Source organism: Enterobacter sp. BIDMC 26, assembly GCF_000534435.1.
Classification (GTDB): domain Bacteria; phylum Pseudomonadota; class Gammaproteobacteria; order Enterobacterales; family Enterobacteriaceae; genus Enterobacter; species Enterobacter ludwigii.
The window spans coordinates 3263178-3275220 of record NZ_KI973182.1; the positions used below are offsets into that span (position 1 = coordinate 3263178).

Consider the following 12043-nt stretch of genomic DNA (forward strand, 5'->3'; position numbering starts at 1 on the left):
TTGAGGGCCTCAGCCCTCAATGACAGACAGAGTTGTAGTCGTAAGGCCGTGCTTCCGGAAGGAATGCGCGGCTTGTTTTCGTTTATGAGTTACTAAAATTTTTGGGGCATATGGCCGGACGAATCCCACGCGTATTCATCAATGACCTGCTAGCCAGAACCGACATCGTCGATCTCATCGACGCGCGGGTAAAGCTGAAAAAGCAGGGCAAGAACTACCATGCGTGCTGTCCTTTCCATAACGAAAAAACCCCCTCCTTCACCGTAAACGGTGAAAAGCAGTTTTACCATTGCTTCGGCTGTGGTGCTCACGGTAATGCTGTCGATTTTTTAATGAACTACGACAAGCTCGAGTTCGTTGAAACCGTCGAAGAGCTGGCGGCGATGCACAACCTTGAAGTGCCGTATGAAGCAGGCAGTGGGCCAAGCCAGATCGAGCGCCATCAACGGCAAACGCTGTACCAACTGATGGATGGTCTGAACTCGTTTTATCAACAGTCTCTTAAGCACGCTGCTGCTGAGCCTGCGCGTCAGTACCTGACAGCGCGCGGACTGAGTGACGATGTGATTGCGCGTTTCGCTATTGGTTACGCCCCGCCCGGCTGGGACAACGTGTTAAAGCGTTTTGGCGGCAATAGCGAAGATCGTAAGTCTCTTATCGATGCCGGCATGCTGGTCACCAATGACCAGGGACGAAGCTACGACCGCTTCCGCGAACGGGTGATGTTCCCGATCCGCGACAAGCGTGGCCGGGTGATTGGTTTTGGTGGTCGCGTGCTGGGTGATGCCCTGCCGAAGTACCTCAACTCCCCGGAGACCGATATTTTTCATAAAGGCCGCCAGCTTTACGGTCTTTATGAGGCGCTGAAGGATAACGCGGAACCTCCGCGCCTTCTGGTCGTCGAAGGCTATATGGATGTCGTTGCGCTGGCGCAGTACGACATCAACTATGCGGTTGCATCTCTGGGCACCTCGACCACAGCCGATCACATTCAGCTGCTGTACAGGGTGACTAACAATGTCATCTGCTGTTACGACGGTGACCGTGCAGGGCGCGACGCCGCCTGGCGTGCGCTGGAAACCGCACTGCCTTATATGACCGACGGGCGTCAGTTACGCTTTATGTTCCTGCCCGACGGTGAAGACCCGGATACGCTGGTGCGTAAAGAGGGCAAAGCGGCGTTTGAAGCGCGGATGGAGCAGGCTCAGCCGCTCTCCACGTTTTTGTTTAACAGCCTGATGCCGCAGGTCGATTTGAGTACCCCTGACGGGCGCGCGCAGCTCAGCACGCTGGCGCTGCCGTTAATCAGTCAGGTGCCCGGCGAAACGCTGCGCATCTATCTGCGTCAGGAGCTAGGCAACAAGCTCGGCATTCTGGATGACAGTCAGCTTGAACGTTTAATGCCTAAACAGTCTGAAAACGGTGCGGTTCGTCCCGCGCCTCAGCTAAAACGCACAACCATGCGTATACTGATAGGGTTACTGGTTCAAAACCCCGAACTTGCTCCGCAAGTGCCATCACTGGCGGGTTTGAACCACGAAAAATTGCCCGGGCTTGGCTTATTTTCAGAATTGGTCAACACTTGTTTGTCTCAGCCAGGTCTGACCACCGGACAACTTTTAGAACATTATCGCGGCACAAAAGAGGCTGCTACCCTTGAAAAACTGTCGATGTGGGACGATATAGCAGATAAGGACATTGCAGAAAAAACGTTCACCGACTCACTCAACCATATGTTTGATTCGATGCTTGAGCTGCGCCAGGAAGAGTTGATAGCTCGCGAGCGCACACACGGCTTAAGCAGCGAAGAACGCCGGGAACTCTGGATGCTGAACCAGGAGCTGGCAAAAAAATGAATTCAACGGCTTAAGTGCCGAATATCGATCGGGAAGCCCCCGGCAGCCGCACTGAGAGGCAGCGGCACAAATATAAGTACGCCCTCGCTTTAAAGGTTGGCAGCCCCATCGCCGACACCAATCAAACGAATTAAGTGTGGATACCGTCTTATGGAGCAAAACCCGCAGTCACAGCTGAAACTTCTTGTCCAACGCGGTAAGGAGCAAGGCTATCTGACCTATGCCGAGGTCAATGACCATCTGCCGGAAGATATCGTCGATTCAGATCAAATCGAAGACATCATCCAAATGATCAATGACATGGGTATTCAGGTGATGGAAGAAGCACCTGATGCCGATGATCTGTTGCTGGCTGAAACCTCCAACAACACTGACGAAGATGCGGAAGAAGCTGCTGCACAGGTCCTGTCCAGCGTGGAATCTGAAATCGGGCGTACCACTGACCCGGTCCGCATGTACATGCGCGAAATGGGTACCGTTGAACTGTTGACCCGCGAAGGCGAAATTGACATCGCGAAACGCATCGAAGACGGTATCAACCAGGTTCAGTGCTCTGTTGCCGAATACCCGGAAGCGATCACCTATCTGCTGGAGCAGTACGATCGTGTTGAAGCGGAAGAAGCGCGCCTGTCTGACCTGATCACCGGTTTTGTCGACCCGAACGCTGAAGAAGATATGGCACCGACCGCCACTCACGTGGGTTCTGAACTGTCTCAGGAAGAGATGGATGATGACGAAGACGAAGATGAGGAAGATGCCGACGACGACACCGCCGATGATGACAACAGCATCGACCCGGAACTGGCGCGCGAGAAGTTTGCCGAGCTGCGTACCCAGTACGAAGTCACGCGTGATACCATCAAAGCAAAAGGTCGCAGCCACGCAGCCGCACAGGAAGAGATCCTGAAACTGTCTGAAGTCTTCAAACAGTTCCGTCTGGTGCCTAAACAGTTCGACTACCTGGTTAACAGCATGCGCGTGATGATGGATCGCGTACGTACCCAGGAACGCATCATCATGAAACTGTGCGTTGAGCAGTGCAAAATGCCGAAGAAGAACTTCATCACCCTCTTCACCGGCAACGAAACCAGCGAAACCTGGTTCAACGCGGCTATCGCGATGAACAAGCCGTGGTCTGAAAAACTGCATGACGTTAAAGAAGACGTGTTCCGCGGCCTGCAGAAACTGCATCAGATTGAAGAAGAGACCGGCCTGACCATTGAGCAGGTTAAAGACATCAACCGTCGTATGTCCATCGGTGAAGCGAAAGCCCGCCGTGCGAAGAAAGAGATGGTTGAAGCGAACCTGCGTCTGGTTATCTCTATCGCCAAGAAGTACACCAACCGTGGCCTGCAGTTCCTGGATCTGATTCAGGAAGGCAACATCGGTCTGATGAAAGCGGTTGATAAGTTTGAATACCGTCGTGGTTATAAGTTCTCCACCTATGCTACCTGGTGGATCCGTCAGGCTATCACCCGCTCTATCGCGGATCAGGCGCGCACCATCCGTATTCCGGTGCATATGATTGAGACCATCAACAAGCTCAACCGTATCTCCCGCCAGATGCTGCAAGAGATGGGCCGCGAGCCAACGCCGGAAGAGCTGGCTGAGCGCATGCTGATGCCGGAAGACAAGATCCGTAAAGTGCTGAAGATCGCCAAAGAGCCAATCTCCATGGAAACACCAATCGGTGATGATGAAGATTCGCATCTGGGTGATTTCATCGAGGATACCACCCTCGAGCTGCCGCTGGACTCTGCAACGACCGAGAGCCTGCGTGCTGCAACGCACGACGTTCTGGCTGGCCTGACCGCCCGTGAAGCAAAAGTGCTGCGTATGCGTTTCGGTATCGATATGAACACCGACCACACGCTGGAAGAAGTGGGTAAACAGTTCGACGTTACCCGCGAACGTATCCGTCAGATCGAAGCGAAGGCGCTGCGTAAACTGCGCCATCCAAGCCGCTCTGAAGTACTGCGTAGCTTCCTGGACGATTAATCGATCCTGTCAGTGAAAAAGCTCCCCAAAGGGAGCTTTTTTTTTGCATTTTCTCCGCCCCTCAGGAACAAGGAAACACCGCCCTACAGCCCACGCACAACCAGGGCCTCATCCAGCTCCCGATACGCCTCCACCAGCTTATCCAGCGTTGCCCTGTTAAGCCCGCTCGGGTTTGGCAGCACCCACACCTGCGTGACGCCAATGGTGATGGCCTGTTTGCCCCACTGCGCACCGCGCTGACTGAACGCCTGTTCGTAAGCCTGCTTACCCAGGATTGCCAGCGCTGCCGGCTGATAATCTTCAATCTTCTTAATCAGCTCCCGCCCACCGCTGCGCAGTTCATGCAGGTTCACCTCACTCGCCTGTACCGTGGGCCGCTCAACCAGCATGGTAATCCCGCAGCGCGTATCCAGCAGGTGCTGCTCCTCTTCAGGCTTCAGTAGCCTGTCGGTAAACCCGGCCTGATAGATAACCTTCCAGAAGCGATTCCCCGGATGGGCAAAGTGAAAACCGGTGTGCGCCGAGGACTTCCCCGGGTTAATCCCGCAAAACACCACCCGCAAGCCCGGGGCCAGAATATCGTTGATCATCTCTACTCCCATTGATACATCCTTATGGAAGTATAAAGGATTGATTATGCATTGTTTATAAAAACAGCAGGCAGGTGTGAATGGCTGGATTGCTGAAGGGAGTTCCTCTATAATTCACCGCCACGGCCCCTTAGCTCAGTGGTTAGAGCAGGCGACTCATAATCGCTTGGTCGCTGGTTCAAGTCCAGCAGGGGCCACCAAATTTAGCTGTAGAATCAAATGATTAAGCCACTCGATTGAGTGGCTTTTTTATTGGTTTTTTTTGAGCCGGTGGCGCAGTCGCTAACCGTGGGTCTGCGAAGCCGTTCGGATACGTTCAGCGGCGCCAGGTGTCGCAATCAGACGCTCCACGGACTCCATCGTCACGAACGTACAGCTGCAGTCCACATTGGTGCACTGGTGATAGCGCTCTTTGGTATTTTCACTTAAATAGCGACTGGTACGCGCATGCGCGGAATGCTTGCACTTAGGACAATGAAACATGTACCCCTCCACGTAATTCACAATTTGTGAATTGATAATACCCAAAAAGAACGAAATAGCAAATATATTACTCACTTTTGATAGAAAATTTTTCATCCGCGACGTTCAGCTCAAGCTTAAGTTGCGTGGTAAATCCACTCTCGCTGAGAGTATGAACCACCTCGTTGATAATCCACGCCTGCTCGTCAATGACCCGTTTAAAGCCGTTGACCAGCACCGGCGTTTCGGGATACAGATCGGCACGTCCCAGCGCCAGCTGGATAGAAAAATTCACGGTACCCCGCTGAAGCGCGCGCCACTTCGCCTCCGCAGCCCTGAGCGCCTGCTCTTCAGAGGCATAAACCGTGGTGAGCTCAAAAACGTTTTCCGCCGACCCCACCAGCCTCTCTTGCGGCTTCTCTGCCTTGCCTCCTGCTCCCGCTACCGGTGTAGCGGCATCCGGGTGCTGTAGTCCTTCTGTCGGCTGCCCCCCGGGCTGACGAGCAATACTCAATTGAGCATTTTGTTGTTTTGGGTCACGCGTTTGCAGCCATTTGGCCGTCACGCCGGAATAATTTTCACGGTCAGCGACGGAAAAAAGGTGCCGATCGCCATCCCCACGTTCAATCATCATTAAGGGAAGCGGTGTGCCACTGGCCGTCACGGCATGGCCCGCTTTCATAAAAATAACCTTCCCGGCTTTGATTGAAACAAATGCACCATTACGTTCGGCCAGGCGGGAGAGAAACGCCGCGTCAGTCTCCTGTGACTGATCGATATGAGAAATGGCGATGGATGCAAGTCCCGCCCCGACGCTGGCGGTAAACTGGTTACGCTGAGCAATGGTGTTGACTATCGCGCCGATCGTCGTGTCATGCCACGACTGTTCGCGCCGCACGTTGAGCTTCCCACGAAAATCTGCGCTGCATCCCCGGATGGTCAGCGTGTCCGGCGTGCCCCGGAATTCAATCGCATCTATCGTAAACTCCCCTTTAGGCTGGAGCGGTGTTCCCTCCCATCCCAGCCATAAGGACAGTCTTGCCCCCCGGGCAGGCAGGTCTAACACCCCGTCGGAATCATCCAGTAGAATATCCAGCTGATCGGCTTCCAGCCCACGTTTGTCGGTCATGGTCAAACTGATCAGACGATGGCTGAAATTTTGCGTGATATCGCGCTCGTCAAGCTTAAGCATGAAATCAGGGGCGATTTTCCCACCCGCCCGGATATTCATTTCGGTGATCATCCCACCAGCCCTCCAATGCTATTACGTGCGCTTTCCACCAGCTCTGAGGCCTGCGTTCTCAGGTCGCCAAACGTCGTCATCAGCGATTCGTCCACGCGTTTCAGTACCAGGGTAAAATCAATTTTCCGGGCAGTGCCATCGCTGTAAAAATCCGAATGCGTATGCGTGACTTTCTCAATGATAAACATGCCGTGAATGATGCCGGTACCGTCTATCAACGGCCATGCCCGCCCTTCATTCGCCATCAGCTCAACTGCCTTGAGAGAAAGCCGCCCTCCCGTGAGCTCCGGGTAAAGTAATCCGGAAAGGTTAAAGGATGTCTCACCTTCGCCAAGGTACTGCCAGGCTTTGGGTTTCCCGATGCGTTCATTGGATGCCCAGCGGTAGTCTTTTGTAAATACCATTGACTGATACGGTAAGGTTCGTCGTTCAAAGACAAACAGACCCAGCACCATTAACATTTTCTCTCTCCTTAACCATACATAAAGCTGGATTGCTGCCGTCTCGCTTTTTCCTGCTCACTGCTCTCTATAGCCTCCCGGATTTGACGAGTCAGATCCGTTCCGGAGGCTGCGCTCCCCTGCAGCGTGAAGTTGTATTCACTTTTACTCTGATCGATGTAAGAACGTCCTCCCGCTGCTGCCATCGGCTGGTATCCCATGAAGCCGCTGTAAACAGGTGACGCCGGGTCCCAGGCACTGCCGGCGTCAGCAGAGGAGGTGCCTTCTTTCGGTACAGCCGAGTCGATATTGCCCGACTCTTTTTTTATGACGCCGAGTTTCTCCAGCAGCCAGCTGGCCTTGCCGCGCAGGCTGTTAAAGAGATTTAGCGGCGCCATTAGCGCATCTCCCAGCGCCTGACCGAACGCCACGCCGACATTTTTGCAGCTGTCGAGCGTTTCCTGCGTCGCCTTAATCGGCGCAATCAGATCGATGAACCACTGCCAGATCCCGCCCAGTTTTTCTGAAATGAAACCAAAGGCCTGTAACAGCGGAGAGAACAGCTCGCCCAGCGGCGCGAAGGCCGCAGAAAGCCCCTCAATCACCCCACCAAAGAAGGCGCTAATGGGCTCCCAGTATTTAAGAATCAGTAAAGCGCCGGCGGCAATTGCCGCTCCGAGAGCAATAACGGGCCAGCTCAGGGTGCCCAGCACCGTCATGATGCTCCCCCCCACTACGCTGAATACCGTGCCCAGCATCCCGGCAGCGGTTATCACCAGATTCAGGCCTGACACAATGGGGGAGACCACCATACCTAGCGTGCCCAGGACACCGGCAAAGGCTTGTGCGCCCATAACCACGCTGACCAGGGCTTGCGTCAGTGCAGGGTTAGCGTTGACCCAGAGAGAGAGCGTACTAAGCCATCCGGTCGCGGTTGAGATCAGCGTGCGCAGGGCACCATCGGCCTTATCAAAGACATCAATCTTCAGGCCGTTTAATGCAGCCTGGAACTTGCTGATATCACCCTCGAGGTTATCGCCCTGAACCGAGGCTGTCAGCGCGGTGCTCCCCCTCGCGCCCTGGAGTGTCTGGCGCTTGTTATCCAGTGTTCCATTCCCAGCCGCTGAAACCAGTACGCCTGCGCCTTGCATCGCATCCGCACCGAAAATGGCCTTCAGGTATTCAGTTTGTTGAGCCGCACCGATTTTGCTGTTTTCGAATGAGGCAGAGATCGCCTTGAGGATATTCTCGGTCGGCAGTGGATTACCCTCACCATCCCGTGTTTGCACCTTCAGTTCATTCAGCGCTGCAGAACGCTGCCCATCCGGCGTCTGCAGGCGGCTCAACATGGCGCTAACCTCTGCGCCGGCATCTGCCCCTTTCATTCCCTTTTCCATCAGAATACCAAGCAGCGCGGTGGTCTCCTCAAGGCTGGCGCCGGCTTCTCCGGCGGCAGGTGCGGCGGATGCAACGGCGGTACTCAGTTCGGTGAGACTGGTATTTGACGCAGTGAAACCGCGGGTAAGGACATCTGCAACGCGTTCAACATCCGTATTCGCCAGGTTGAACGAGGCCTGCGTGCTGCGGATGATGTCGACCGCTTTGGCGGCATCAATATTCCCAGCGAGGCTGAGGTTGACCGTCGGCACTGTGGCGGCCACCACCCCGTCGGCGTCATAGCCTGACCGGGCCAGCTCGCCCTGCGCCCGGGTAACAACATCTGTAGAGGTTCCTGTACTGACGCTGACATGCCGTGCCTGCTGGCGAATGGCCTCCAGCCTGGTATCCCCCTTCTGCAGACCCAGGCTTGCCTGTATGGCAGACATCTGCTTTTCAAAACGGATGCCTGGGGCAATAAAGCGGGACGTCTGATTAAAGCCCGCCTTTGCCATTCCTGCGCTCGCATTAGCAAACTGCTGCACACCCGCGGCAACACGTTTGCCAGACTCGTAGCGGTTCTGGACGGTATTAAGCCGCTCCTGTTGCTGATTGACCCTGGCAAGCGCCTCTTTATGTCGATTTAGTTGTAGGTTTTTTTCGCTGATACCCTGTCTTAAACGACGCTCATCTGACGACAGCGTGCGCGTATTAATCCCTGCCTGCGCCAACTCACCGCGCTGGCGCTGCACTGACTGGCGTAAACTGTTGTACTCAAGCTTAAGCGCGGCGGCTGATTGGCGAGCTGCCGCCAGCGCATCCGCCTGGTCACGGGTTGGGTTCTGGGTGTTTTTGAGCTGGAGCGCCAGCTCCGCGGTCTGCTGTTTCGCCCGGGCAAGAGATTGCCCCGTCACGGCGAGCTGTTCGTTGGCTTTTCTGAAGCCGTTAATGCGGCCCGCCTGTTCATCAAGCGCGCGCAACGCCGCCTCAGAATCGCGGATACTGGCCGCGAGAGAGAGACTGGCGTTCTGGATAGCGTTAAGCGGTCGGCTTGCCCGGTCGACTGCCTTAAGCAACTCCTGAAGTCTGACATTATTACTCATGGTAGTTTCCGCTTCGCTGCAGCGCCTTTTCGCGCCATATAAGGAGTTCGGTCATGCTCAGCGAGTACAGCTCTGACGGCGGCCAGTGAAAGATCACCGCGATATCCGCCATCAGATCATCGACCGACAGGTTTTCGGGAAATGTTAGCGAGCCGAAGCCGGTGACAAAAAACCGATCACCTTGCCCGCAAAAGAGAGCAGATCGGAAGCATCCAGACGCGCAATCTCATGCTCGGTCAGGGCCGGCGAGGTCATTCGCGGCAGCACTTTAATCAGCGCATCGACGTCAGATTGTGCCAGCGACGCCAGCGATACCCCACGCAGGGTCCCCGCGTTGGGTTTTGCGACGGTCACCTTTTCGATTTTTTGCTCGCCGCGCAGAACGGGGGTGTCGAGCGTAATGGTGTTCGGGTTTTCGCTTTCGTTAATGACGGTCTCGTTGATATTTTCCATTTCGTTACTCTTCAGAAAGTTAACTTACCGGCCGGCAGTCCCGGCCGGTTAAAGGTTTACAGGCCAATCGCCTTACGGTGTTCCGCCAGACGATCGACGCCGTCGACTTTCAGCACCATGTTGATGATGTCAATTTCGATGATCTCTTTGCCATCGATGGTCAGCTGGTAGTAAGCGCACTCGGTGGACATCTTGGTGGTGCCGCTCTCGCCCTGCTTGTTTTCACCACCATCAAACTCTTTATGACGGCCTCGCATGACGATTTCGACGGCGGAGATTTCGCCCGTGTCGTCACGCTGGAAGGAGCCGGTAAAACGCAGGGGCACGCTGTCCGCGCCCGGAGAGGCATACTGTGCCCACAGCGCGACGTCCGGCAGACCGCCAATGGTCCACTCAAGCGCCAGGGCATCATCGTCCAAACCGAGGTCGACAGAGACCGAGCCCGGCATACCGCCGCCGCGATACTTCTCCAGTTTGCGGGTGAGCTTCGGTAAGGTGACAGACTCAACAACGCCCATATAACTCAGGCCATCGTTGAACATGTTCAGATATTTAAGTTTGCGTGGTAACGCCATGCTTCAGCTCCTTAGCTGTTAACCGAATCGGACAGGTCTGCCAGATAGGTATCGGTGATGCGCTGGCGCAGGGTCAGGTTCTCCAGCGGCGGGACAGGGGTGTAGTCGTAATCGATGTACAATTTCCCCGCTTTCAGGGTCGATGCATCATTTGATTCCGGGTCATACCAGCAAGTGCCATCAACGATATAGCCGTTGGTTTTCAGCTCACGGAATTTGGCATTGATACCGGAAACGATGTCGCGGATGAGCGTTGGCGTAATGGGTTTATCCATTGCCCATGCGTGTGCTTCGGCCATGGTATCGGCCAACACCTGCGCGGTACGGGTGTAGTTTTCAAAGACGAAGAGCGGATCGTCTGAACAGGTACGGTTGCCCCAGAATTTGAAGCCGTCGTTACGAATAAGCGTGGTGACGCCGGCCTGGTTAAGCAGGTTCGCATCGGTCGCTTGTTCCTGAAGATCCCAGGACACGGAGGCGCTTACACCTGTGACACCGTTAACGCCGATGTTGGACAGGGTTTTGTGCCAGCCAATCGACTGGTCGATTTTGGCGCGCAGGCCGAGAGCACGTGCAGTAGCCCAGGCGTGGGTCGTCGTGTTGGTGGTGGTATCCCACGCCAGAAAATCAGGGTGAATCACCATCAACTCGCGCTGACTGAAGTTTTTGCGGTAATCGATAGCGGCTGAAATGGTTTTACAACCCCATGCACTGACATAGCCAAACGCGCGCAGGCTCTGGCACATGGCGGCCAGCGCGGTCGCCACTTCCTGAGAATCCAGCCCCGGAACACCGAGAATACGTGGCTTAACGCCAGTGACCGTTTTCGCGGTAAGGAGCGCTTTCAGACCGGTATATTTACCGTTTTCATCGGTTGTACCGATGATGTTAGAGATAGTCTCTTTCTGCGCTTCCTCAGCGGTATCAGCGGTGCCTTCAGCGACACGCACGACAACAACAACCGGTTTACACTGATCGGCAATCGCCTGCAGGGAAGCGGACAACGTCCCCATTTTCCCGGCTTTCGCAATCGCGGTTTGCACGTTGGTAATGAGCACAGGCTCGTTTAAAGGAAATGTCTTGTCGTCCGCATCGCTGGCCGTACAGACCATGCCGATGATTGCCGTCGAGACGGTGGAAATGGTGCGGGTGCCATCGTTGATTTCGATGACTTCCACGCCGTGATGATAGTCGCCCATCCGTTTAACTCCGTGGTGTAGTGGAGTCATCATTTTGTGGTGAGTTCGAAATATTAGAAATGAAATGCCGTTGGTGAAGTTACAGCACAACGCATAATGGCAGGACGTAGGTTTGCCAGAGAAAAAATATTGACGGTAGCGTTTAAAAAAAGGCGAAATTATTACTCAAAGCAATCATGAAGGTTTTTTATCTTATCTCGCGAAAAATGTAGATATGACAATGCCGGTTACTGTCGGGGAAGGATAGAGTGTAATGATGGGTTAGTATTTAGAAGAAAGAAAAAATGAAGCCCGCGATATACGCAGGCTTTGTGTTAATTGTTAGACGGAGCGTCAGGCCAGATAATATCCGGTGCGTTGTTGGTATCAACACGATTAAGCAATACCCGGTATTTCTTCCACTGCTGTAAAGAGAGAATTTCCGCTTCAGTCGCCATAGATAAATCAACGGCATCCTGAAGAGGTGAGATAGCTTGTGTCGCCAGAGACAATAACCTCGACTTCATTGACTGGGCATTATAAATATACTCTTCATGTGATGGAGGGGCAATTTCAACCCATTCCATGCAACTTTTATTAACATTGTAATGAGGGGTCATTCTGTCAGGTGATACCATGAAAGATTCGTATTCCTGTTCTGAGATCTCCTTCAAATCTGGAGGAACAGCAATACCTTGAGCTTCGTAAACCTGAATAGTGTCTTCAAGATAAAAGCTGCTATCTGAGTTACTAAAATATTTTTTCATC

The 12043-nt window shown here is 54.0% G+C and carries 12 protein-coding genes and 1 tRNA gene; 3 read left to right on the forward strand and 10 right to left on the reverse strand.

What is annotated here, in order from left to right:
• Positions 1 to 110 precede the first annotated feature (110 nt).
• Together dnaG and rpoD are read left to right on the forward strand one after the other, a co-directional pair.
• A complete protein-coding gene (gene dnaG / locus L462_RS08060; RefSeq protein WP_025202985.1) occupies positions 111 to 1856 on the forward strand; it encodes a DNA primase in 1746 nt (581 codons plus the stop codon).
• Between the two features lie 150 nt (positions 1857 to 2006).
• Entirely contained in the window at positions 2007 to 3854 is a 1848-nt protein-coding gene (gene rpoD / locus L462_RS08055; RefSeq protein WP_020883616.1) for an RNA polymerase sigma factor RpoD, read from the forward strand.
• 83 nt (positions 3855 to 3937) lie between these two features.
• Here rpoD and mug read toward each other — a convergent pair whose 3' ends face one another.
• Positions 3938 to 4444 carry a G/U mismatch-specific DNA glycosylase gene (mug, locus tag L462_RS08050; protein WP_025202984.1) on the reverse strand — a complete coding sequence of 169 codons (507 nt, stop codon included), beginning with the start codon at positions 4442 to 4444 and terminating at the stop codon, positions 3938 to 3940.
• Positions 4445 to 4568: 124 nt separating this feature from the next.
• Between mug and L462_RS08045 the strand changes: the two genes are divergently transcribed.
• A tRNA-Ile gene (locus tag L462_RS08045) sits at positions 4569 to 4644 on the forward strand.
• 82 nt (positions 4645 to 4726) lie between these two features.
• On the opposite strand, the gene L462_RS0123665 is transcribed toward L462_RS08045, so the two are convergent.
• The 9 genes from L462_RS0123665 to L462_RS08010 form a co-directional block, all read right to left on the reverse strand.
• Complete coding sequence (locus L462_RS0123665) at positions 4727 to 4927, reverse strand: ogr/Delta-like zinc finger family protein (protein WP_032678990.1); 201 nt, start codon at positions 4925 to 4927, stop codon at positions 4727 to 4729.
• A 67-nt stretch (positions 4928 to 4994) separates the two neighbouring features.
• Complete coding sequence (locus L462_RS08040) at positions 4995 to 6149, reverse strand: phage late control D family protein (RefSeq protein WP_032678991.1); 1155 nt, start codon at positions 6147 to 6149, stop codon at positions 4995 to 4997.
• The gene (locus tag L462_RS08035; RefSeq protein WP_014171677.1) at positions 6146 to 6610 is read right to left on the reverse strand and encodes a phage tail protein; all 465 of its coding nucleotides are present in this window, start codon (positions 6608 to 6610) and stop codon (positions 6146 to 6148) included. The genes L462_RS08040 and L462_RS08035 overlap by 4 nt, the downstream gene beginning before the upstream one ends.
• Before the next feature lie 11 nt (positions 6611 to 6621).
• Entirely contained in the window at positions 6622 to 9069 is a 2448-nt protein-coding gene (locus tag L462_RS08030) for a phage tail tape measure protein (RefSeq protein ID WP_032678992.1), read from the reverse strand.
• On the reverse strand, positions 9062 to 9181 hold the full coding sequence (locus tag L462_RS0123670) for a GpE family phage tail protein (protein WP_014171679.1): 120 nt from the start codon (positions 9179 to 9181) through the stop codon (positions 9062 to 9064). The genes L462_RS08030 and L462_RS0123670 overlap by 8 nt, the downstream gene beginning before the upstream one ends.
• A 32-nt stretch (positions 9182 to 9213) precedes the next feature.
• On the reverse strand, positions 9214 to 9522 hold the full coding sequence (locus L462_RS08025) for a phage tail assembly protein (RefSeq protein ID WP_014171680.1): 309 nt from the start codon (positions 9520 to 9522) through the stop codon (positions 9214 to 9216).
• Between the two features lie 56 nt (positions 9523 to 9578).
• On the reverse strand, positions 9579 to 10097 hold the full coding sequence (locus L462_RS08020; protein ID WP_014171681.1) for a phage major tail tube protein: 519 nt from the start codon (positions 10095 to 10097) through the stop codon (positions 9579 to 9581).
• 11 nt (positions 10098 to 10108) lie between these two features.
• On the reverse strand, positions 10109 to 11296 hold the full coding sequence (locus L462_RS08015; RefSeq protein WP_032678994.1) for a phage tail sheath protein: 1188 nt from the start codon (positions 11294 to 11296) through the stop codon (positions 10109 to 10111).
• A gap of 314 nt (positions 11297 to 11610) precedes the next feature.
• On the reverse strand, positions 11611 to 12042 hold the full coding sequence (locus tag L462_RS08010) for a tail fiber assembly protein (protein WP_025202977.1): 432 nt from the start codon (positions 12040 to 12042) through the stop codon (positions 11611 to 11613).
• Between the last annotated feature and the right edge of the window lies 1 nt (position 12043).